The organism is Exiguobacterium sp. s46, from assembly GCF_018618875.1.
Lineage (GTDB): Bacteria > Bacillota > Bacilli > Exiguobacteriales > Exiguobacteriaceae > Exiguobacterium_A > Exiguobacterium_A abrahamii.
This window is the reverse complement of sequence record NZ_JACSMY010000001.1, coordinates 1,263,282-1,287,566: the sequence shown is the minus strand read 5'-3', so window position 1 is coordinate 1,287,566 and position 24,285 is coordinate 1,263,282. Positions and strand designations below refer to the sequence as shown.

The window sequence follows — 24,285 nt, the reverse complement described above, 5'->3', positions numbered from 1 at the left end:
GTATCGCCAGCTGCGGTGCCTTTAATAGGTTAGCTGGACAGACGATCATCGCGGAGGACATCCAAAACCCAAAAGGAGGAATTCATCATGGCAGTAATCTCGATGAAACAATTGTTAGAAGCTGGTGTACACTTTGGTCACCAAACACGCCGTTGGAACCCAAAAATGGCAAAATACATCTTCACAGAACGGAACGGAATCTACATCATCGACCTTCAAAAAACGGTCAAAAAAGTAGACGAAGCATACAACTTCATCCGTGAAGTAGCGTCTGAAGGCGGAAACGTTCTTTTCGTTGGTACGAAAAAACAAGCTCAAGACACTGTGAAAGAAGAAGCGATCCGTGCAGGTCAATACTTCATCAACGAACGTTGGTTGGGTGGAACTCTCACGAACTTCTCTACAATCAAAAAACGTATCAACCGTTTGAAACAACTCGAAAAAATGGAAGAGAACGGTACATTCGAAGTTCTTCCTAAAAAAGAAGTCATCATTCTTAAAAAAGAAATGACTCGTCTTGAGAAATTCCTCGGCGGTATCAAAGATATGCCAGGCGTTCCGGATGCACTCTTCATCGTTGACCCACGCAAAGAGCGTATCGCGATTGCAGAAGCACACAAACTCAACATCCCAATCGTTGCGATTGTTGATACTAACTGTGATCCAGACGAAATCGACTACGTCATCCCAGCGAACGACGATGCGATCCGTGCAGTCAAATTGCTCACTGGTAAAATGGCTGACGCAATCCTCGAAGTTAAACAAGGCGAAGATAACGTAGCACCTGAAACTACTGAAGAAGTAGTAGCAGACGCTGAGTAATTCGTGATGCCAGGTGATAAAGGGAATCGACCTTTTATCACCTTTTTTTTGAAACTAAGGATGTTATAAGGAGGAATATCGAATGGCTATTACAGCAGCAATGGTTAAAGAACTTCGTGAAAAAACAGGTGCAGGTATGCTCGACTGCAAAAAAGCACTCGTTGAAACTGACGGTGACATGAACGCAGCAGTAGATTTCTTGCGTGAAAAAGGGATCGCTAAAGCAGCAGCAAAAGGCGATCGTATCGCTGCTGAAGGGTTGACTGCAGTTGCAGTTGACGGTAACAAAGCGGCACTCGTCGAAATCAACTCAGAAACAGACTTCGTTGCGAAAAACGAACGTTTCCAAACACTCGTTCAAAATATCGCAGACGCTGTTCTCCGTAACGGTTCTGAGACAGCAGAAGCAGCTCTTGCTTCTGAATACGAAGCAGGTAAAACAATCGACACATACATCTCAGAAGAAGCTTCAACAATCGGAGAGAAAATCTCACTCCGTCGCGTAGCACTCTTCACAAAAGCAGATGACGCAGTCTTCGGTTCTTACCTCCACATGGGTGGACGCATCGGTTCAGTCGTCGTTATCGAAGGTACGACAGACGAAACAGTTGCAAAAGACGTTGCAATGCACATCGCAGCAGCACGTCCACTTTACGTTGACCGTACTTCTGTCACAGAAGAAGAAAAAGCGCGTGAAGAAAAAGTCCTCACTGAGCAAGCGTTGAACGAAGGAAAACCAGCTAACATCGTTGAAAAAATGATCGTTGGTCGTATGAACAAGTTCTTCGAGGAAATCTGCCTCGTCGATCAAACGTTCGTCAAAGATCCAGACTTCAAAGTTGGTAAATATGTAGAATCTAAAGGCGGTAAAGTCGTGTCATTCGTACGCTTCGAAGTTGGAGAAGGTATGGAAAAACGCGAAGAGAACTTCGCTGAAGAAGTTATGAACCAACTTAAAAAATAAGAATCGGGATCATCCTGATGACAAGAGAAGGAACACGTATGCTTCAATCCACTTTCGTGTGGAAGTGGTTCGTGTTCCTTTTTTACGGAATTTAGCAAGGGGGACATAGTCATGCAACCGAAATATAACCGGATTGTGTTAAAATTGAGCGGAGAAGCGCTCGCAGGAGATCAAGGGTTTGGGATCAATCCTGTCATCGTCAAATCTATCTCGGAACAGATTCGCGAATTAGTTGAATTGAACGTTGAAGTAGCGGTCGTCGTCGGAGCTGGAAACATTTGGCGTGGCAAAACAGGTGCAGAACTTGGGATGGACCGGGCCAACGCCGATTATATGGGGATGCTAGCGACAGTCATGAACTCGCTTGCGCTTCAAGACAGCTTAGAAGATGTAGGTGTTGAAACACGTGTTCAAACATCAATCGAGATGCGCCAAGTAGCAGAACCGTACATTCGCCGTCGTGCGATGCGTCACCTTGAAAAAGGACGCGTCGTCATCTTTGCAGCAGGTACAGGGAATCCGTACTTCTCGACAGATACGACAGCTGCTCTTCGTGCAGCTGAAATTGAAGCAGAGGTCATCTTGATGGCGAAAAACAACGTTGATGGTGTCTACTCAGCTGACCCGAATGTTGATCCAGAAGCGAAGAAGTTCGAAACGCTCTCTTACTTGGATGTCTTAAAGGATGGACTTCAAGTCATGGATTCTACAGCAACTTCACTTTGTATGGACAATGACATCCCGCTCATCGTCTTCTCGTTGATGGAAGAAGGTAACATCAAACGTGTCGTCATCGGTGACGAAATCGGGACAATCGTAAGGGGGAAATAATATGTCAAAAGAAATTTTAAAACAAGCCGAAGAACGGATGGAAAAAGCACATCTTTCACTTAAGAAAGAACTTGCGACACTCCGCGCAGGTCGTGCGAACGTTGCGATTTTAGATCCTGTTCAAGTCGAATACTACGGTTCACCGACACCGCTCAATCAAGTAGCGAACGTCAACACACCAGAAGCACGTCTGATCTTGATCACTCCATGGGATAAATCAATGGTCAGCGAGATTGAAAAAGCGATTCAACGTGCTGATCTTGGTCTTGCGCCATCATCTGATGGTACGGTCATCCGTCTTGCGATTCCACCACTAACGGAAGAGCGCCGGAAGGAACTCGTCAAACTCGTCAAGAAGTATACGGAAGAAGGTAAGGTTGCCCTCCGTAACATTCGTCGTGATACGAACGAGCAGTTAAAGAAACAAGAAAAAGATGGTGCATTGACAGAAGATGATTTGCGTGGATACACAGAAGATGTTCAGACGTTGACAGACAAGTTCGTTAAACAACTTGATCAGACAGCAACGGAAAAAGAACAAGAAATCATGGAAGTATGACGCGACGGATCGTCATGGGGGGGACTCTTTGTCACACGAAGAGTCCCTTTCTTCATAATTGAGAGAGGAGGAAGTGCGGATGTTTCAATGGTTGAATCAGACGAAAGAAACCGAAACCTATGATCGAGTACCTGAACACGTCGCTATCATCATGGACGGAAACGGTAGATGGGCACAAAAACGCGGACTTCCGCGTATCATGGGACATCGCGAAGGCATGAAATCGATTCGTGAAGTTGTTCGGGTTGCAAATGAACTCGGCGTTAAGAGTCTGACATTATACGCCTTCTCGACGGAGAATTGGACGCGTCCGGAAGAAGAAGTGAGCTTTCTCATGAAGCTGCCGGCACAATTTTTAGAGTCGGATTTAAAAGAGTTAGACGCGCAAAATGTCAAAGTCGAGGTAGCAGGAGAAGTGTCACGCCTCCCTCATTTCACACGTGAGGCAGTGGAACAAGCGAAACTGGATACGCAACACAATACAGGACTTCGTCTGATTTTCGCTCTGAATTATGGAGGACGCGATGAGCTCGTGCAAGTCATGCAAAAACTGGGCGCACAGGTTCAGGCAGGAACATTGTCACCGGACGCGATTACACCGGAGACGATCGAGCGCGAGCTAATGACAGGATCCGTAACCGATGTCGATTTCGTGATTCGAACGAGTGGCGAACAACGGTTATCGAACTTCTTACTTTGGCAAGCGGCGTACGCAGAGTTTTATTTTACAGATGTCTTGTGGCCAGAGTTCCGTCGGGATGCTTTCTTGGCAGCAATTGAAGATTACAATCAACGGACACGCCGATTTGGCGGCGTCTGATTAAATGAGGAACTAGCTTATGAAAACTCGGATTATCACAGGGATATGGGCAGGCGCCATCTTTTTGGCGCTTTTGTACATCGGTGGACTTCCCTTTTTAGCGTTTATGGCAATACTAACGATTCTCGGTTATACCGAGCTCGTCCGGATGCGACAATGGAGCGGTTCGCGCATTCCACGGATTTTATTCGGGATCGGCACATTATTACCATTCGTCGGTATCTATGAAGAGGCAGTCGATCGGACACTCCCAATCGGACTTTCACCAATCGCTTGGGCAATGATCATTTTATTGATCGGTCTCTTTTGGAATGTGTTTTCGAAAAATGTCTTTACGTTCGATGATGTCGCCTTTTTACTGCTGACTGCGGTTTATGTCGGTGTCGGTTTTGCATCGTTCGCCTACATCCGCTTACTCGAACATGGATTAACGTGGTCGCTCTTGATCATTCTCTTAATCTGGTTTACGGATTCAGGGGCGTACTTCGTCGGGAAACGATTTGGTAAGAATAAACTGTGGCCGTCAATCAGCCCGAACAAGACGATTGAAGGGGCAGTCGGTGGCGTGCTACTTGCCATCTTACTCGGTGTCGTGTTTGAAAGTATCGAACCGACAGTCGGTTTTGGGAAAGTCATTGTCCTTGCCATCATCGTTGCCGTCGTTGGGCAACTTGGTGACTTGGTCCAGTCCGCTTACAAACGCCATTATGGTGTGAAGGATTCTGGAACGTTACTACCGGGCCATGGTGGTATTCTGGATCGGTTCGACAGCATGATGATCGTCTTTACGGTCCTCGTCGTACTCGATATCTTTGCTTGAGGAGGCACTTCATTATGAAGAAAATCAGTATCATCGGTGGAACGGGATCGATTGGTACGCAGACGCTTGATGTCATTGCGGCTAATCCAGACCTTTTTGAATTGACGAGTTTTGCATTTGGTCGCAACACGACGGTCGCCGTACCGTGGTTGAATCGTTTGCAACCGATGCTTGTCGGAGTTCAAGATGAGACAACACGTCAAGAACTCGAGCAGCAGTTGAGTTATCAGCCGACGATCGTCATCGGTGAAGAAGGATTGCTTGATGTCGTGACGCATCCTGAAGTCGATACAGTCATTACAGCGGTCGTAGGAGCTGTCGGCTTACGTCCGACGCTTGCCGCGATCGAGGCGGGTAAGACGATTGGTCTTGCGAACAAAGAAACACTCGTCACGGCAGGGCACCTTGTCATGAAGCTCGCGCGCGAAAAAAACGTGACGATTTTACCAGTCGATAGTGAGCATGCGGCGATTTTCCAATGCTTGAACGGTGAGCGGCGAGAAGATGTCCGTCAAATCATCTTGACGGCGTCAGGTGGGAGCTTCCGTGATCAATCACGTGAAGAACTGGCAGACGTGACGGTCGAACAAGCACTAGCGCATCCGAACTGGTCGATGGGAGCAAAAATCACGATTGATTCCGCGACGATGATGAACAAAGGGTTCGAAGTCATTGAAGCGCACTGGTTATTTGATGTCGACTATGCGGATATCGATGTCGTCATTCACCGTGAATCCATCATCCACTCGATGGTCGAATTCAACGATGGGGCCGTCATGGCTCAGCTTGGTATGCCCGACATGCGAGAACCGATTCAGTACGCTCTTACATATCCGTCCCGCCTTGAAATCCAAGGGGGAGAACGGTTAAACTTAAAGGAAATCGGACGCTTACACTTTGCTGATGCATCATTTGAGCGTTATCCGTTGTTACGACTTGCTTTTGAAGCGGGTCAAGCCGGCGGATCGATGCCATCAGTACTCAATGCTGCGAACGAACAAGCGGTGGACCGTTTCTTAAAAGGGGACATTCGCTTTTTAGAAATCGAAGCGAGCGTCGAGGCGGCGCTTCAAGCTCATGAGCTTATCGAGGAGCCTTCTTTGGATCAAATCCTTGAAGCTGATCGATGGGCGCGTGAGTTCGTATCGTCTCTTACATTCGCTAACTAAGGATGGGATAAGTAATGACGACCTTTATTTCAATCGTGCTGATGTTCGGTGTACTCGTCGCCGTCCATGAATGGGGTCATCTCGTAATGGCGAAGCGGGCAGGTATTCTCTGTCGGGAATTCGCGATTGGATTTGGACCGAAGATCTTTTCAGTGTTTAAGAATGAGACGTTGTATACGGTACGCCTGTTGCCGATTGGTGGTTACGTCAAGATGGCGGGTGAAGAACCTGAACTCGTAGAGATCAAATCAGGTCAAACCGTTGGATTACAGTTAAAGGACGGCGTCATCGAGACGATTTATTTCGATGCGGATCAGCCACAAGTCGATCAAGTCGTTACTGTCGAGCGGATTGACTTGTTGCGTCAACTCGAACTCGTTGGGTTACAAGACGAGACATCGGTTCGCTATCCTGTCTCACCGACAGCATTTCTTGTCGAAGGTCAGACACGGACACAAATTGCGCCATATGACCGCACATTTGGTTCGAAATCCGTATGGAAACGCGTCCTTGCGATTGCTGCAGGACCGTTCATGAACTTTGTCCTTGCGTTCGTCATTTTATTCGGTCTTGCCTTATATAATGGTTCTCCGACAGGGGAAAGCGTCATCGGAACAGTACAAAAAGGTTCACCTGCCGATCAAGCAGGACTTGTTGAAGGTGACCGGATTATCTCGGTCAACGGACAGGATACAGCAAAATGGACAGATTTACGTGCTGGATTCCAAGATCGTGCTGGGAAAGCGACAGAAGTAAAATATGAGCGTGATGGAAAAGAGACGACAACTGAGATCACGCCAAAAGTGCAACAGCAAGGAGAACAGAAGGTCGGCATCATCGGTGTTACGAATGAGACAGAAAAATCATTCGGAACAGCACTACAAACGGGCGTTTCAGAAACATGGCGGATGTCGACGCTCATCGTCGGAGCTGTTGGAGATCTCGTGACCGGTGTTGTTGGCGTCGATCAATTATCAGGACCAGTCGGGATCGTCAAGATGACCGATCAGGTCGCAGATAGTGGGTTCTCGATGCTCTTGACATGGACTGCATTGTTGTCCGTGAACTTAGCAGTCTTCAACTTATTGCCACTTCCAGCACTTGACGGAGGACGCTTGCTGTTCCTCTTCCTTGAAGCCTTACGCGGTAAACCGGTCGATCCTCAAAAAGAAGGATTGGTTCACTTCGTCGGTTTTGCGCTTTTGATGTTACTCATGCTCGTCGTTACTTGGAACGACATTCAAAAATTCTTTTAATTAATCACTCAGTCAAAGGAGTTCGTGACTCATTATGAAACAATCAAAACTATTCATGCCAACGTTGCGTGAAGTACCATCTGATGCAGAAGCCATCAGTCACCAACTCTTGCTTCGTGCAGGATTCATGCGTCAAAATGCCGCTGGGATCTATTCGTATCTTCCACTCGCAAAACGGGTTCTCGCAAACATCGAGACGATCATTCGCGAGGAATTAGAGGCAGCGGGTGCGCAAGAATTACTGATGCCAGCAATTCAACCAGCTGAACTATGGGAAGAAACAGGACGCTGGGATATCTATGGACCTGAATTAATGCGCTTGACGGATCGTCATGATCGCCGGTTCGCGCTCGGAGCGACGCACGAGGAACTGATCACTTCAATCGTTCGTGATGAATTGAACTCGTACAAAAAGTTACCGGTCAATCTCTTCCAGATTCAAATGAAATACCGTGACGAACGTCGCCCACGTTTCGGTTTATTACGCGGTCGTGAGTTCATCATGAAAGATGCATACTCGTTCCATTCGTCACAAGAGAGCTTAGACGAAGAGTATCAAAACATGTTTGATACGTATTCGCGGATTTTCTCACGTGTGGGTCTTGAGTTCCGTCCAGTCGTCGCTGACTCGGGTGCAATCGGTGGTAGTGGAACACATGAGTTCCATGCGTTAGCAGCAATCGGTGAAGACACGATCGTCTACTCGGACCAATCGGATTATGCAGCGAACTTAGAGATGGCAGAGTCGATTGATGCCTATCCGAAGCAAGACAAAGCACCAGAAGCACTTGAAGAAGTGCATACGGCAGATGCGAAGACGATCGAAGCGGTCAGTGCACATCTGAATTTACCAGCAAACGAATCAATCAAGACCGTCATCTTCAAGACGGAGCAAGGGCTTGTCATGGCACTCGTCCGGGGCGATCACGAAGTCAACGATATCAAGTTGAAAAACTATCTGGGAGCACTCGACATCACGATGGCGAGCGACGAAGAGATTGAAGCAGCGCTTCACTCAACGCCTGGAACACTCGGACCGATCGGAGCAGACATGAAGATTGTCGCCGATTACGCGGTACGTGCCTTGACGAACGCAGTCTGTGGTGCAAACAAAGCGGAAACACATTACATCCATGTCGACCCAAGCCGTGATTTCGAAGCAGACTATACGGACTTGCGTTTCGTCGAAGAAGGTGACGCGTCACCAGACGGCAACGGAAACGTTAAATTCGCACGTGGTATCGAAGTCGGTCAAGTTTTCAAACTCGGAACACGTTACTCTGAAGGAATGGGAGCGACGTTCCTCGATGAAGGCGGTAAAGCACAACCACTCATCATGGGATGTTACGGCATCGGTGTCTCGCGGACATTGTCGGCAGTCGTCGAACAGCATTACGATGAGCGCGGGATCATTTGGCCGAAAGCGATCGCACCATATGATGTCCATTTGATTGTCGTCAATGGTAAAAATGCAGAACAGCTTGAACTCGGAGAAACACTATACCGAGAGTTGACAGCTGCAGGTTTCAGCGTCCTGCTTGACGACCGAAAAGAACGAGCAGGCGTCAAATTCGCCGATGCGGATTTGATCGGTCTACCGGTTCGCTTGAACGTCGGCAAAAAAGCGGCAGAAGGAATCGTTGAATTAAAAGCCCGTCGTGGTGGCGATGCAGAAGAAATTGGACAAGAACAAGTCGTTGAGGCTGTTCGTTCACTCTATGAAGGTTTAGAATAAAGAATGGAGACGGTCACTTTTCATAAAGTGACTGTTTTCTTGTCTCACACCCATTCGCCCCTTGGGCAATCCGCAAGAGGAGGAGGAGTTGCTGTCACGGTGTGAAGCGATCAGACAGCACAATTGCGAGTGGATACACAACAACGCATGTCACTGTTGCTGAGTGACTTGGAATTACCGAATGGTATCATTGAAGAATACTTTAACGAAGCAGTTCTTGAGAAGCTTCGCGTCAATAAAGCAAAAGCAACCTGGACATTTGAGATTCGCTTGCCACACGTTTTGCCCCAAAACGTCTATCAACTTTTTACGAGTCGTTTGATAAGTCGGTACCAGCAATTCGCCGAAGTCAAAATCATTCTACATGCGGATGGTCGACCAGACGAACGCCTATATCATGATTACTGGCCATATGTCGTGCAAGATCTCGCCGACGTTTCATCGGCGATGCGGACACAACTCGGACGTGTCTTACCGGAGTTCAAAGAACAGAAGTTATTCATTCCAGTCCGGAGTGAACCGGAAGCAGGATTCTTAAAAAGTAGCTTATGTGGGGAATTGCAGTTACTCTATAGTGCTTACGGATTCCCAAAATTCAACTGTGAACCGATTGTTCAAATCAACGAATCGAAACAAGAAGCGTTGCGAAATCAGGTGAAACAGGAAGACATGGAAGAAGCAAAACGGATGCTCGAGTTGCAATTCAAACGGGAACAGTCGCGGGATGACGATGAAGGACCAGTTGAGATCCGGATCGGGAAACCGATTCAAGATGAGATTGTCCCAATCAAGACGATCCAAGACGAGGAACGACGGATCGCGATTCGAGGTCTCGTTTTCTCAGCTGAAAGTCGTGAATTACGAAGCGGAAAGACAATCTTTACGTTTAAGATGACGGATTATACAGACTCCCTTGTCGTCAAGATGTTTGCGCGTGACGAGACAGACGTCAAGATTCTCTCTGCGATCAAAAAAGGGATGTGGATCCAGGCGGCAGGCCGCGTTGAGTTCGATACATTCCTGCGCGATCTTTGTATGATGATTGCCCAACTGTCAGAAGTGAAGATGGAAGCCCCTGCTGACCCTTGGGCAGGCGAGAAGCGTGTCGAGTTACACGCGCACTCGCAAATGAGCCAGATGGACGCCGTCATGAACGTGACGAAATACGTCGAACGCGCGGCGAAATGGGGTCATCCTGCTGTTGCAATCACGGATCACGCGGGTGCCCAAAGTTTCCCGGATGCCTACTATGCCGGAAAGAAAAACGATATCAAGGTATTGTATGGAATCGAAGCGAATGTCGTCGATGACGGGGTGCAAGTCGCCTATCATCCCGTGGACCGTAACTTAGATGACGCGACATTCGTTGTCTTTGACGTCGAGACGACGGGTTTATCGGCGATGTACAACAAGATCATCGAACTTGCAGCCGTCAAGATCCACGACGGTGATATCATCGATAAGTTCGAAGCGTTCGCGGATCCGAAGCATCTATTGTCGGCGACGACGATTGATTTGACAGGAATCACCGATGATATGGTCCGGGGAAAACCAGACCCGGAACAAGTCGTCAAGGAATTCATGGACTGGGTCGGCGATTCGATTCTCGTTGCCCATAATGCCTCATTCGATATCGGATTCTTGAATGCAACACTACGATCCGGTGGACACGATGAATCGGTCTTGCCAGTCATTGATACGCTTGAGCTAGCCCGTGTTTTGATGCCGACGCTAAAAAACCACCGATTGAACACACTCGCGAAACGATTTGACATCGAATTGACGCAGCATCACCGCGCCATTTATGACGCGGAAGCGACAGGCTACTTGATGGTTAAGTTGTTGCAAATGGCGGATGAGATGTTCGACATGAAGACACACGCCTCACTCAACCGGGAGATGGGGAAAGATATCTCGCGGGCACGACCATACCACGCGACGGTCTATGCGAAGAACCGGACGGGCTTGAAGAATTTGTACCAATTGATTTCGATTGCTCATACAAAACACGTGCACCGTGTCGTCCGCACACCACGCTCGCAACTCGTCGCGCATCGGGATGGATTGATCATCGGATCAGCTTGCGATAATGGCGAAGTGTTTGATGCCGCCTTGAACAAGTCGGACGAAGATTTAGCAAAAGTGATGCAGTTCTATGATTTCATCGAGATTCAGCCACCCGCGATGTATGGTCATTTGATTGAACGGGAAATCGTTCAGAATGAACTCGAACTGCGCGAACTGATTAAAAAGATCATCCGCGTCGCGGAAGAACATGATATCTTACCAGTCGCGACAGGAAACGTGCATTACCTCGATCAACATGACGCCACGTACCGGGAGATTTTGATCCGGACGCAAGGTGGAGCGAACATGCTGAACATGCGAAAACAATTGCCACCGGCGCACTTCCGGACAACGAAGGAAATGATGGACGACTTCAAGTTCCTCGGACCAGATGTGTCGGAACGTCTCGTCATCACGAACAGTCAAGCCGTTGCGGACCAGTTCGAGAACATCGACATCATTCCAAAGGATCTCTATACACCGAAGATCGAAGGGGCAGATGAAGAAGTCCGAAACTTGTCGTACGATATGGCGCACCGGATTTACGGCGACACGTTACCGGAGATCGTCGAAGCCCGCCTCGAAAAAGAGTTGAAGTCGATCATCGGTCACGGATTCGCCGTCATCTATCTGATTTCCCATAAACTCGTTAAAAAGTCGCTTGACGACGGCTATTTGGTCGGTTCACGGGGATCGGTCGGATCAAGTCTCGTTGCGACGATGACCGAGATCACGGAAGTCAATCCATTGCCACCGCATTACGTCTGTCCGAATTGTAAGGAATCGGAGTTCTTCGATGACGGTTCCGTTGGTTCGGGATTCGATTTACCGGATAAGTCCTGTTCGAAATGTGATGTCCCATTGTTCAAGGATGGTCATGATATTCCTTTCGAGACGTTCCTCGGATTTAAAGGGGATAAAGTACCGGATATCGATTTGAACTTCAGTGGAGAATACCAGCCACAAGCACACGCCTATACGAAAGTCCTGTTCGGTGACGATTACGTCTATCGTGCCGGAACGATCGGAACGATCGCTGAGAAGACAGCGTATGGCTACGTCAAAGGGTATCAGTCGGAGAATGAGTTGACGTATCGGAATGCGGAAGTCGATCGTCTCGTCAGTGGTGTCACCGGTGTCAAACGGACGACCGGACAACACCCGGGTGGGATCATCGTCGTACCGGACTATATGGATATTTACGATATTAGTCCGATTCAGTATCCGGCAGACGATATGGGTTCTGAATGGAAGACGACACACTTTGACTTTCACTCGATTCACGATAACTTACTCAAACTCGATATCCTCGGTCACGATGACCCGACAATGATCCGGATGCTACAAGATCTGTCAGGACGAGATCCGAAGACGATTCCGGTCGATGACCCGGAAGTCATGAAAATCTTCAGTTCGACGGAATCGATCGGTGTAACGCCGGAACAGATTGATTCAAAAACAGGGACGCTCGGCATTCCGGAGTTCGGGACAAAGTTCGTTCGCCAAATGTTAGAGGAGACGAAACCGACGACGTTCTCAGAGCTCGTTCAGATTTCAGGACTCTCGCACGGAACGGATGTCTGGCTTGGAAACGCCAGCGAATTGATCTACAACGGAACGTGTGAACTAAAAGATGTCATCGGTTGTCGAGATGACATCATGGTCTACTTGATCTACGCCGGTCTTGAACCGTCACTTGCCTTTAAAATCATGGAGTCGGTCCGTAAAGGGAAAGGACTCTCGATTGACATGGAAGAGGCGATGATCGAGAACGATGTGCCACTCTGGTATATCGATTCTTGTAAGAAAATCAAGTACATGTTCCCGAAAGCCCATGCTGCTGCCTACGTCTTGATGGCTGTCCGGATTGCCTATTATAAAGTCCATCATCCGATGTATTACTACGCTTCGTACTTTACGGTACGTGCGGGTGACTTTGATATCGGCGCGATGAATAAGGGATCTGCTGCCGTTCGGAAAGTCTTGCAAGACATCAAGGACAAAGGTTTCGAAGCGACGGCGAAGGATAAGGGATTGTACACGGTTCTTGAAATCGCGCTTGAGATGATCGAACGCGGCTTTACGTTCCAAAAAGTCGATCTCTATCGCTCAAGTGCAACGGAATTCCTCATTGATGGGGATACGTTGTTACCACCGTTTAATGCCGTGACAGGTCTCGGGACGAATGCTGCGAAGCAAATCGTCGAAGCACGTAAAGGCGGCGAATTCCTCTCGAAGGAAGACCTCCAAAAACGCGCTAAATTGTCGAAATCGATCATCGAGACGCTCGATAACCTAGGCTGTCTCGAAGGGTTACCAGACGAGAATCAGCTCTCCTTGTTCGACTTGTAAGCCCTTAGGAACACTTGCTTTGAGCGCTTTCCTATGCTATATTGAGTGAGGAAATGTTTTTTATACTACGACTTGGAAGGAGTAGGGGGACCTGCTCCTTTCTTGTTTGTTTTTTGAAGGAGGATGAAGATGACGAACGTAACGGAAAAGGTCGAAGCGCTCGCAAAACCAATCGTCGAACGAGAGGGGATGGAGCTAGTCGACGTTGAATTCGTCAAAGAAGGGGCGGATTGGTTCCTACGTGTCTCCATCGACAAAGAGGGTGGCGTAGATCTTGAAGACTGCGTCAAAATCAATGAACAGTTATCGGAAGCATTGAATGACAATGATCCGATCGACGAGCCGTATTACCTCGACGTCGCTAGTCCAGGAGCGGAACGTCCACTGAAGAAAGACGAGGACTTCGAAAAGGCGATTGGGAAACATGTGTACATCAAAACGCACGATCCAGTAAAGAATGCGGTTGAATTCGAAGGAACGTTGCTCGCGTACACACCTGAGATGCTTGAAATCGAAGTGCGTGTCAAAACAAGAAAATTGAAAATTGAGATACCGGTCGACAAGATTTCACTTGCGCGACTTGCGGTAATGTTCTGACGGAAAGGAAGAGAACGATGGGACCACAGTTACTCGAGGCGATCAATCAAATCGCGAAAGAGAAGGAAATTGACAAGAACATCATCATCGATGCGCTCGAACAGGCATTGATTTCAGCGTACCGACGCAACTTCGGAAAAGAATCGGAGGCTGTAAAGGTCGAATTCGACCAGCAGACAGGAGACATCCGTGTCTTCGCGCTTAAGGAAGTCGTCGAACGATTGACACAACCAGAAGAGCAACTTTCGCTTGAAGAAGCGCACGAGATCGATCCGACATATGAACTCGGCGATTTCCATAAAGTCGAAGTGACGCCAGGCGACTTCGGTCGTGTTGCAGCACAAACGGCGAAACAGATCGTCACACAAAAAATGCGTGAAGCAGAACGCGAACGCATCTACAATCATTTCGCGGATCGTGAAGACGAGATCATGACAGGTATCGTCGAGCGTCAAGATGCACGCAACTTGTACGTCAACCTAGAAGGTATCGAAGCTGTCTTGACGACACACGAGCAAATGCCGAACGAGCGTTTCGGGATTCGTGATCGCATCAAGGTGTACGTCACGAAAGTTGATCCAATGGTCAAAGGATCAGGGGCATCGATTCTTGTATCACGGACACATCCAGGTCTCTTAAAACGTCTCTTTGAAATCGAAGTACCAGAGATTTCAAGTGGCGAAGTCGAAGTCAAGTCTGTGGCGCGTGAAGCGGGCGACCGTTCGAAAATCGCAGTCGCGGCGGATGACATCGATCCAGTCGGTGCATGTGTCGGACAAAAAGGGGCGCGTGTTCAACGCATCGTCAATGATTTAAACGGGGAAAAAATCGATATCGTCCGTTACTCGGATGATCCGAAAGAATATGTCGCGAACGCGCTTAGCCCAGCTCAAGTCGTTGCGGTCTATGTCAACGAACCAGCGAAAGCGACAATCGTCGTCGTTCCGGATTTCCAATTGTCGCTTGCCATCGGGAAACGTGGTCAAAACGCGCGTCTCGCAGCGAAATTGACAGGATGGAAAATCGACATCAAGAGCGAGTCTGAAGCGGAAGCGATGGATCTCGAAGATGTCTTCGCGACGGAAGAGCCGGTAGTAGAAGCGGTCCAAGTCGAAGGCGAGGAATAATTCGTGCAAAAAAAGGTACCATTACGTAAGTGTGTCATCACACAAGAAATGAAACCGAAAAAAGAATTAATTCGTGTCGTCCGGACACCTGAACAAGAGGTCGTCATCGATTTAAATGGTAAGATGAATGGGCGAGGTGCCTATTTATCGAAAGATGCGGCAGTCATTGCGACGGCGAAGAAAAAACGGACGCTTGATCATCATTTGAAGGTCAAGACGACAGATGCCTTATACGATGAATTGCTTGAAATCGCGGGAGGTACAAATGAGTAAATGGGAATCCCTTCTCGGTCTCGCGAATCGAGCTAGAAAAGTGACGACGGGAGAAGAACTCGTACTGAAAGAAGTACGAGGAGGACAAGCGAAGCTTGTTCTTTTAGCAGCAGATGCGGGGGCTGCCACGCGTAAGAAAGTCACAGATAAATGTACGAGTTATCAGGTTCCTTACCTAGAAGTCGCCGACCGGACGATTCTCGGTCAAGCATTAGGAAAGGATGCGCGTGTTGTCGTGTCAGTCAATGAAGCCGGATTTGCGAAAAAGCTAACTGAACTCCTCTCGAACGACTAATTGGAGGTGGATCCTTTGGGTAAACGTGTATACGAATTCGCCAAGGAACAAAACGTAACAAGTAAGCAGGTCATCACCCAGCTCGAAAAGCTGGAGAAACCAGTCAAGAATCATATGGCAGTATTAGATGAACAGACAGTACAGCAACTCGATCAAGTATTTAATCCCGAAAAATATCGGGCTCAAAAGACGGAGGCTCCAAAACAAGTGAAATCAGATAATAAACCGAACCGACCAGGAAGTACAAACAAACCAGCAGGTAACCAATCACGTAACAGCAAAGGCGGACGCCCAGAATTCGGCAACCGTAACAACCGTGGCGGCAAACGTCGTCCGAACCAAAAGAAAGCAGAACCACGCAAACTTGAAGTAGCGGATCCGAACTCGAAGTCGAGTCAACGGAAAGCAGCTCGCCGGGCGCAAGAAGAGGCGATGGCAAACGTCGTTCAATACTCTGACAACTTGACAGTCGGTGAACTCGCTGAAAAAATGGCGAAAAAACCGAATGAACTGATCATGAAATTGATGGGTCTCGGTGTCATGGCGACGATCAACCAAGATCTTGATGACGAGACAGTCGAACTGCTCGCGACAGAGTTTGGTTTTGAAGTCGAAAAGACTGTCCAAGTCGATGAGACGGACTTTGATCAATACGAATTGAACCTTGACCAGTACGAATTGTCTGAGCGTCCACCGGTCGTTACGATCATGGGACACGTCGACCACGGTAAAACGACATTGCTCGATTCGATCCGTAACACGAAGGTCACTGCAGGCGAAGCCGGCGGGATCACGCAGCACATCGGTGCTTACCAAGTTGAGATCGACGGCAAGAAGATCACGTTCCTTGATACACCAGGTCACGCGGCGTTCACGACGATGCGTGCACGTGGAGCAGATGTCACGGATATCGCGATCATCGTCGTTGCAGCCGATGACGGTGTCATGCCGCAGACGGAAGAAGCGATCAGCCACGCGAAAGCAGCTGGCGTTCCAATCATCGTCGCTGTCAACAAGATGGATAAAGAGGGTGCGAACCCTGACCGTGTCAAACAAGAATTGACAGAGTTCGAACTCGTTGCAGAGGACTGGGGCGGCGATACGATCTTCGTACCGGTTTCAGCTCTTAAAGGAGACGGCATCGACGAATTGCTCGAGATGATCCTTCTCGTCTCAGAAGTTCAAGAATACAAATCAACACCAGACATGAACGGTCGCGGAACAGTCATCGAGGCGAAACTCGATAAAGGACGCGGTCCAGTCGCTACACTTCTCGTTCAACACGGAACACTTCGCGTTGGTGACCCGATCGTTGTCGGTCACACGTTCGGTCGTATCCGGGCAATGGTCAACGATATCGGTCGTCGTGTCAAAGAAGTCGGACCATCGACGCCAATCGAAATCACAGGTCTAAACGATGTCCCGAAAGCGGGCGATCAATTCTTCGCATTCGAAGATGAGAAAAAAGCACGCCAAATCGGTGAAGCACGTTACCAACGTGAAATCGAAGCACAACGTCGCGATTCAGCGAAAGTTAGCTTAGAAGATCTCTTCGACCGCATCAAAGAAGGAGAAGTCAAGGACCTCAACATCATCATCAAAGGTGATGTCCAAGGTTCAGTTGAAGCCTTAGCCGGTTCATTGAAGAAAATTGATGTCGAAGGTGTTAAAATTAACATCGTACACTCAGGTGTTGGTGCGATCACGGAAGGTGACGTCATCCTCGCCTCGGCAGCAAATGCGATCATCATTGGATTCAACGTTCGTCCGGATGGTAACGCGAAATCAATGGCGGATCAGGAGAAGGTTGAAATTCGTCTTCACCGGATCATCTATAACGCGATTGAAGAAATCGAGCAAGCGATGAAAGGTCTCCTTGATCCTGAATTCGTCGAGAAAATCATCGGTCAAGCTGAAGTCCGCGATGTCATCAAAGTATCGAAAGTCGGTACGATCGCGGGTGGATATGTCACGGAAGGTAAGTTAACGCGTGATGCAGGTGTCCGTGTCGTTCGTGACAGCATTGTCATCTACGAAGGAAAACTCGATACACTTCGCCGCTTTAAAGATGATGTCAAGGAAGTCGCTGCTGGTTACGAGTGTGGTATTAAGATCGAACGTTATGATGACATAAAAGTTGATGATGTCATCGAAGCGTTCATCATGGAAGAAGTCAAACGGAAGTAACAGAACGGAATCCATTCTTCCGAACTGGAGGGAACAAACATGAGTTTACGCTCGAATCGTGTCGCCGAACAGGTGCGTAAGGAAATTACGCAACTGCTCATCAAGGATGTCAAGGATCCACGCGTCAAGCCGATTACCGTCACAGGTGTCGAAGTGACAGGAGACTTGCAACAAGCGACGATCTTCTATTCAGTCCTCGGTGACGAAAAAGCACGTGAGGATGCGCGCATCGGTCTTGAAAAATCAAAAGGCTTCATGCGTAAGGAAATCGGATCGCGGATTCGTCTGCGGAAAACACCTGAACTATTGTTCGAGGTCGATTCTTCTGTCGAATATGGATCACGCATTGATGAGTTGCTTCGGAATTTGAACAAAGATTAACACCTAAGGCAACCACGCGTGTGGTTGCCTTTTTTCAAGGAGGACATCACGTGGAACCCATCGGAGTATTACCACTAGATAAACCAGCCGGCATGACGAGTCATGATTGTGTCTTTCGTCTACGTCGCTTGTTTCAGACGAAAAAAGTCGGACATACAGGGACGCTTGACCCGGAAGTAACAGGTGTCTTACCGATTTGTCTCGGTCGAGCGACGAAACTTGCCCGTTTCATCACGGATGAAGGAAAACGTTACGCGGCGGAAGTGACGATCGGTTTTGCAACGACTACAGAAGATGCACACGGAGAGATCGTTCGTGAAACACCGGTCGAACCCGAAAGTATTACTGAAACGGCAATCGCTGATATTCTGAGCGCCTTGACAGGAGAGATCGAACAGACGCCACCGTATTATTCAGCAGTCAAAGTGAACGGGAAGAAACTATACGAATATGCACGAAAAGGGATTGAAGTCGAGCGACCGACACGGATCGTCCGTATCGATCGATTGGAACGGACATCAGACCTCGTGTTCGAAGATGGTCTTTGTCGCTTCCGCCTCGATATCGCATGTGGAAAAGGGACCTATATCCGGACACTAGCAGTCGAAATCGGAGAACGACTCGGTTATGCGGCACACATGAGCGACTTACGCCGGACAGGTTCTGGTGCGATTGCTGAGACGGACACCGTCACACTCGAGACACTCGAATCGTATGAGACAGTCGAAGAACGGATGCAACACGTCCTTCCGATCGAACACGTCATCCAAAAATGGCCACGATTGACGGTTGACGCAGCAACAGCGCAGCGTGTCTTAAATGGAGCCAAGCTGACGAGCATTCCAGTCGAATTCGAGCTGTTTACTGTCTATAATGAAGAAGACGTACCTTTAGCGTTATATCGACGTCTTCCAGAAGAACAGGTAGCACGCGTCGAGGTCATGCTACAAATCGATTAAGATCGGAGAGAGCATCATGGACATCATACATTTGACATATCCGGAACAGCCTCAAAAAGACCCTGCTGTCATCGCGCTCGGCTTTTTTGACGGTGTACATCTCGGACATCAGCAAGTCATCGCAGCAGCACAGAAAGAAGCGGAGGCTCGTCGCCTTCCTTTGGCTGTCATGACCTTTGATCCACATCCGAAACAAGTACTTGGTAAAGGGGATGAACCGGTCCGCTACATCACGCCGCTTGAACGAAAATTAGAGAAAATCGAACGTCTTGGTGTCGATCGTGTTTACGTCATTGAGTTCACGATTCCTTTCTCGGAATTGTCACCACAAGCTTTCGTCGATGAATATCTGATTGCGTCTGGAGCAGAGCACGTCGTCGCTGGATTTGATTATTCCTACGGTCGCTTCGGAGCCGGAAAAATGACGACGCTTGATTTTCATAGTCGGAGCACGTTCACGCACACCGTTGTAGCAGAGTTCCAAGAAGAAGCAGAAAAAATCAGCTCAACCCGGATTCGTCGTTTACTTGCTGCAGGAGAAGTCGAACCGGCTGCACGTTTGCTTGGAGAACCTTACCAAATCAAAGGCACGATCATTCACGGTGACGCACGCGGTCGACAAATTGGCTTCCCGACAGCCAACATGCGCCCAGAATTCGCCTACGTCATACCGAAACTTGGTGTGTATGCGACATTCGTTCGCTTAGCGGACGGTCGTCGTTTCAAAGCGATGACGAACGTCGGCAGACGCCCGACGTTCTATGAGACAGGAGAGGTCAGTATCGAGACGCATCTTCTTGACTTTGATGAGGATCTTTACGGTCAAGAATTGACGCTTGAATGGATTGCTTATTTACGCGATGAAAAAGCCTTCAACGGTATCGATCAATTGAAAGAACAGTTGGCACGAGACCGCGAAGAGGCAAACACACGATTAAGCGTTTGACAGTACGGACAGGGTTCGTTATGATAGGTCAGTACGATCACGTACAGCCGATTCACTTGGCATCTGGTCTCACCATCCGATGCTCGGGAATACGGTCATTCATAAGATGGAGGTGGAGTGACAATGGCACTCACAAAAGAACGTAAAAACGAAATCATCGAAGCATATGCTACGAAACAAGGCGATACTGGTTCGCCGGAAGTACAAGTTGCTGTTTTAACTGAACAGATTACAACTTTGAACGATCACTTACGTACACACAAAAAGGATCACCACTCACGTCGTGGTCTCTTGAAAATGGTCGGTCGTCGCCGTAACTTGCTCACATACCTTCGTAACAAGGATGTTGCACGTTACCGTTCGTTGATCGAGCGTCTTGGTCTCCGTCGCTAATCCCGACGAGAACGAGGTAGGGAAGCAGGAGCATCGTCTCCTGTTTCTTTTTTTTGCCGATTCATGGACTTTTTGCGCAAGAACCTACATAATTAGATTTGAATGAAAAAACGGATAGCAGTGAGAGGAGATTTGTGCATGTCACAAACAAAACAGACGTTTTCGACCGAACTCGGTGGACGTCCATTAACGATTGAAATCGGTCAATTAGCAAAACAAGCGAACGGAGCAGCATTGATTCGTTACGGCGATACAGCCGTTCTTGCTACGGTCGTTGCATCAAAACAACCGAAGGACTTAGATTTCTTCCCATTAACAGTGAACTATGAAGAAAAATTATATGCGGCAGGGAAAATCCCAGGTGGATTCCTCAAACGTGAAGGACGCCCTGGAGAGAGCGCGATCTTGACTTCGCGTCTGATCGACCGTCCGATCCGTCCACTATTCCCGGACGGTTTCCGTCACGACGTTCAAGTCGCGACGACGGTTCTTTCGTCAGATGCTGACAATTCACCAGAAGTCGCTGCGATGATCGGAGCTTCGATTGCGCTTTCGATCTCGGATATTCCATTCGACGGTCCAATCGCAGGCGTGACGATCGGTCGCGTCGACGGAGAGTTCGTCGTGAACCCGACTTCAGCGCAAATGGAAGTCAGCGACATCGACCTTCAAGTTGCCGGGACAAAACATGCCGTCAACATGGTTGAAGCAGGTGCGAAGGAAGTATCGGAACAAGCAATGCTTGAAGCGATCTTGCTCGGACACGATGTCATCAAGGAAATGATCGCGTTCCAAGAAGAAATCGTCGCACAAGTCGGTAAAGAGAAGTTCGACTACACGGTATCAAGCTTCGATGAGACAATCGTCAATCGCCTGAAAGCAGAAGCATTGGCAGAAGTCACACAAGCAGTTCAAGTCGAAGAAAAACAAGCACGTGACGTTGCCATCAACGAAGTCATCGCAAAATATATCGAGTTGTATGCAGCTGACGAGTCAGTCACAGCAGAGCAACTGGCAGAAGTATCAGGCGTTCTCAACAAGTTCGTCAAAGACGAAGTCCGTCGTCTCATCACGGAAGACAAAGTCCGTCCAGATGGTCGTGGTCTTGCTGAAATCCGTCCACTCGATTCAGAAGTCGGTCTCTTACCACGTGCACACGGTTCAGGTTTGTTCACTCGCGGTCAGACGCAAGTCTTGTCTGTTGCGACACTCGGTGTTGCGGGTGACGCTCAAATCATCGATGGTCTTGGTCTGAAGGAAGAGAAACGTTTCATGCACCACTATAACTTCCCGCCATTCTCAGTCGGAGAAGCACGTCCGATGCGTGCACCAGGTCGTCGTGAAATCGGTCACGGGGCACTTGGAGAACGCGCACTCTTACCAGTTCTTCCGAATGAAGTCGATTTCCCGTACACGATTCGTCTCGTGTCGGAAGTCCTTGAGTCGAACGGTTCTTCATCACAGGCTTCAATCTGTGGTTCGATCCTTGCCATGATGGATGCTGGTGTTCCACTCAAAGCACCTGTCGCTGGTATTGCGATGGGCTTGATCATGGAAGGCGACAATTACTCGATCTTGACAGATATCCAAGGGATGGAAGATCATCTCGGAGATATGGACTTCAAAGTCGCTGGAACTCACGAAGGTGTCACAGCTCTGCAAATGGATATGAAAATTGGCGGGATCACGCGTCAAATCCTCGAAGAAGCACTCGAACAAGCACGTCTTGGTCGTTTGCACATTCTTGAGCATATGCAAACGGTCATCGCTGAACCACGTGTCGAATTGTCACAATACGCGCCAAAAATCGTCACACTCAAAATCAATCCAGATAAAATCCGTGATGTCATCGGACCTGGTGGTAAAGTCATCAACGGTATCATCGATGAGACAGGCGTCAAGATCGATATCGATCAAGACGGAACAGTCTTCATCGCATCGACGGATCAAGCTGGCATCGATCGTGCCCGTCAATTGGTCGAAGATATCGTCCGTGAAGTCGTCGTCGGAGAAGAGTTCGATGGAACAGTCCGTCGCGTTGAGAAATTCGGTGCATTCGTCGAGTTATTCAAAGGAAAAGACGCACTCGTCCACATTTCGGAACTTGGACTTAACCGTGTCGGTCAAACAGAAGATGTCGTCAAACTTGGAGATAAGCTAAAAGTCCGTGTCACAGAAATCGATGACAAGGGACGCGTCAACGCCTCGCACAAAGTCCTGCTCGTCGAAGGCTTAAGCGAAGAAGATCGTGCAGCGTATGAAGAAAAGAAAAAGACAGAGCGTGAGAACCGCCCGCCACGCCGGGATCAGGGTTCACGCCCACCACGTGACGGACAACGTCCACCACGTCGTAACTAATGAATCCAAGGTGGCTCGACGGTGCAGAGAATGCAACGAGAGCCACCTTGTTTCCTATATTTGGAGGAATTACTATGATCGAACGGATACAATTAGACAACGGAGTTCGACTGATCGTTGAACGAATGCCGGAAGCACGCAGCGTCGCGACCGGAATCTTCATTCAAGCAGGAAGCCGGACGGAACAGATCGAGGAGCATGGGATCAGTCATCTCATCGAGCATATGATGTTTAAAGGAACAAAACGCCATACGGCAAAAGAGATTGCGGTTTATTTTGATCGACTTGGTGGAAATATTAATGCGTTCACGAGTAAGGATCAAACGTGTTATTACGTCAAGACATTAGATGAACATGCAGGAGAAGCCTTTCACGTGTTGGCGGATATGTTCCTCGAATCGACGTTTGACGCGGATGAACTGGAAAAAGAGAAAAAGGTCGTCATTGAAGAGATTAAAATGTACGATGACACACCAGATGATCTCGTCCATGAGTTATTAGCTGTTGCGGCTTACGGAGAGGATGTCATGGCTCGTCCGATTCTTGGAACGGAAGAGAGTGTGCTTCGGATTGATCGAGCGATGATCGGGCGGTATCTCGAAGAAGCGTATGCTCCGGATCAAATCGTCATTTCTGTTGCCGGAAACGTCTCAGACGCGTTGATTGCGCAGATTCAAGAGCGGATGTCGATCCTCGAATCACGATCGAAGACACGCGAGACGATAGAGCCAAGGTTACAAAATGGTGTGATTCGCAAGGAAAAGGATACGGAACAGGCTCATATTTGTTATAATTTCCGTGCGATTCCTTCTGCTGACCCACGTTTGCCTGCCCTCGCCTTACTCAATAATGCATTCGGTGCGACGATGTCGAGTCGCTTGTTCCAATCAATCCGAGAGGAACGCGGTCTTGCCTATTCAGTCTTTTCCTATTACACGACGTTTGACGATCATGGAACGTTCACGATCTATGTCGGCACGTCTCCGGAATCGGTCGAAGAGGTCGAACAGGTCCTCGCTGCTGAAATTGATCGCTTGAAGCGGGATGGATTATCGACGAAGGAACTCGAAGATGGGATTGAACAGCTGAAAGGTTCTCTGATTCTAGGCAACGAAGGCACATCGAGTCACATGAATCGAAACGCCCGAAATGAGTTGCATCTACATCGCCATCCATCACTTGAAGAAGTGTTAGCGGATGTCGAACGGATTCGTCCATCGGATATCGAAGGGCTGATTGAGCACATCTTTTCGGAGGAACCGGCAAAGGCCTATATTCTTCCGGCAGACGAAGAAGAGGAAGCATGATAGCAGAACGGAATAGATGAAACATATGAAATGACGATGTCGAGAAAGAAGGAATACCGTTGAATTT

21 protein-coding genes are annotated in these 24,285 nt (G+C 48.4%); all 21 read left to right on the top strand.

Annotated features, from left to right (window positions below; all coding sequences use genetic code 11):
• The first annotated feature begins 87 nt into the window (after window positions 1-87).
• The 21 genes from rpsB to KNQ08_RS06730 all read left to right on the top strand — a co-directional run bounded on the left by rpsB (window position 88) and on the right by KNQ08_RS06730 (window position 24,218).
• On the top strand, window positions 88-822 hold the full coding sequence (rpsB, locus tag KNQ08_RS06835) for a 30S ribosomal protein S2 (RefSeq protein WP_012370721.1): 735 nt from the start codon (window positions 88-90) through the stop codon (window positions 820-822).
• An 82-nt stretch (window positions 823-904) separates the two neighbouring features.
• On the top strand, window positions 905-1,786 hold the full coding sequence (tsf, locus tag KNQ08_RS06830) for a translation elongation factor Ts (RefSeq protein ID WP_023468693.1): 882 nt from the start codon (window positions 905-907) through the stop codon (window positions 1,784-1,786).
• 111 nt (window positions 1,787-1,897) lie between these two features.
• Window positions 1,898-2,617: a UMP kinase gene (gene pyrH, locus KNQ08_RS06825; RefSeq protein WP_029342047.1), complete on the top strand. Its 720-nt coding sequence runs from the start codon at window positions 1,898-1,900 to the stop codon at window positions 2,615-2,617.
• Between the two features lies 1 nt (window position 2,618).
• Window positions 2,619-3,176 (top strand): ribosome recycling factor, encoded by a 558-nt coding sequence (gene frr / locus KNQ08_RS06820; RefSeq protein WP_023468691.1) that lies wholly within the window; start codon window positions 2,619-2,621, stop codon window positions 3,174-3,176.
• Window positions 3,177-3,255: 79 nt separating this feature from the next.
• On the top strand, window positions 3,256-3,996 hold the full coding sequence (locus KNQ08_RS06815) for an undecaprenyl pyrophosphate synthase (protein WP_029342046.1): 741 nt from the start codon (window positions 3,256-3,258) through the stop codon (window positions 3,994-3,996).
• Between the two features lie 19 nt (window positions 3,997-4,015).
• Complete coding sequence (locus KNQ08_RS06810) at window positions 4,016-4,816, top strand: phosphatidate cytidylyltransferase (protein WP_029342045.1); 801 nt, start codon at window positions 4,016-4,018, stop codon at window positions 4,814-4,816.
• Between the two features lie 14 nt (window positions 4,817-4,830).
• Window positions 4,831-5,985: a 1-deoxy-D-xylulose-5-phosphate reductoisomerase gene (locus KNQ08_RS06805; protein WP_050677463.1), complete on the top strand. Its 1,155-nt coding sequence runs from the start codon at window positions 4,831-4,833 to the stop codon at window positions 5,983-5,985.
• Between the two features lie 14 nt (window positions 5,986-5,999).
• Entirely contained in the window at window positions 6,000-7,241 is a 1,242-nt protein-coding gene (rseP, locus tag KNQ08_RS06800; protein WP_023468687.1) for an RIP metalloprotease RseP, read from the top strand.
• A gap of 34 nt (window positions 7,242-7,275) precedes the next feature.
• Window positions 7,276-8,976, top strand: a complete 1,701-nt coding sequence (locus tag KNQ08_RS06795; RefSeq protein ID WP_023468686.1) for a proline--tRNA ligase — start codon at window positions 7,276-7,278, stop codon at window positions 8,974-8,976.
• A 129-nt stretch (window positions 8,977-9,105) separates the two neighbouring features.
• Entirely contained in the window at window positions 9,106-13,395 is a 4,290-nt protein-coding gene (locus tag KNQ08_RS06790; protein ID WP_483299292.1) for a PolC-type DNA polymerase III, read from the top strand.
• Between the two features lie 129 nt (window positions 13,396-13,524).
• Window positions 13,525-13,992 carry a ribosome maturation factor RimP gene (gene rimP / locus KNQ08_RS06785; protein WP_023468684.1) on the top strand — a complete coding sequence of 156 codons (468 nt, stop codon included), beginning with the start codon at window positions 13,525-13,527 and terminating at the stop codon, window positions 13,990-13,992.
• Window positions 13,993-14,009: 17 nt separating this feature from the next.
• The gene (gene nusA, locus KNQ08_RS06780) at window positions 14,010-15,119 is read left to right on the top strand and encodes a transcription termination factor NusA (RefSeq protein WP_058713731.1); all 1,110 of its coding nucleotides are present in this window, start codon (window positions 14,010-14,012) and stop codon (window positions 15,117-15,119) included.
• Between the two features lie 3 nt (window positions 15,120-15,122).
• Window positions 15,123-15,392, top strand: a complete 270-nt coding sequence (gene rnpM, locus KNQ08_RS06775; RefSeq protein ID WP_023468682.1) for an RNase P modulator RnpM — start codon at window positions 15,123-15,125, stop codon at window positions 15,390-15,392.
• A complete protein-coding gene (locus tag KNQ08_RS06770; protein WP_023468681.1) occupies window positions 15,385-15,687 on the top strand; it encodes a YlxQ family RNA-binding protein in 303 nt (100 codons plus the stop codon). The genes rnpM and KNQ08_RS06770 overlap by 8 nt, the downstream gene beginning before the upstream one ends.
• A gap of 15 nt (window positions 15,688-15,702) precedes the next feature.
• Complete coding sequence (gene infB / locus KNQ08_RS06760) at window positions 15,703-17,874, top strand: translation initiation factor IF-2 (protein ID WP_050677459.1); 2,172 nt, start codon at window positions 15,703-15,705, stop codon at window positions 17,872-17,874.
• Window positions 17,875-17,913: 39 nt separating this feature from the next.
• Window positions 17,914-18,255, top strand: coding sequence for a 30S ribosome-binding factor RbfA (rbfA, locus tag KNQ08_RS06755; protein ID WP_023468679.1), 342 nt, complete (start codon window positions 17,914-17,916; stop codon window positions 18,253-18,255).
• A 50-nt stretch (window positions 18,256-18,305) separates the two neighbouring features.
• A complete protein-coding gene (truB, locus tag KNQ08_RS06750; protein ID WP_214805148.1) occupies window positions 18,306-19,214 on the top strand; it encodes a tRNA pseudouridine(55) synthase TruB in 909 nt (302 codons plus the stop codon).
• A 16-nt stretch (window positions 19,215-19,230) separates the two neighbouring features.
• A complete protein-coding gene (locus tag KNQ08_RS06745) occupies window positions 19,231-20,160 on the top strand; it encodes a bifunctional riboflavin kinase/FAD synthetase (RefSeq protein WP_214805147.1) in 930 nt (309 codons plus the stop codon).
• A gap of 123 nt (window positions 20,161-20,283) precedes the next feature.
• The gene (rpsO, locus tag KNQ08_RS06740; RefSeq protein WP_023468676.1) at window positions 20,284-20,553 is read left to right on the top strand and encodes a 30S ribosomal protein S15; all 270 of its coding nucleotides are present in this window, start codon (window positions 20,284-20,286) and stop codon (window positions 20,551-20,553) included.
• Window positions 20,554-20,691: 138 nt separating this feature from the next.
• Window positions 20,692-22,911 (top strand): polyribonucleotide nucleotidyltransferase, encoded by a 2,220-nt coding sequence (gene pnp / locus KNQ08_RS06735; RefSeq protein ID WP_214805146.1) that lies wholly within the window; start codon window positions 20,692-20,694, stop codon window positions 22,909-22,911.
• 74 nt (window positions 22,912-22,985) lie between these two features.
• Window positions 22,986-24,218, top strand: a complete 1,233-nt coding sequence (locus tag KNQ08_RS06730; protein WP_214723586.1) for a M16 family metallopeptidase — start codon at window positions 22,986-22,988, stop codon at window positions 24,216-24,218.
• The last annotated feature ends 67 nt before the right edge of the window (window positions 24,219-24,285 follow it).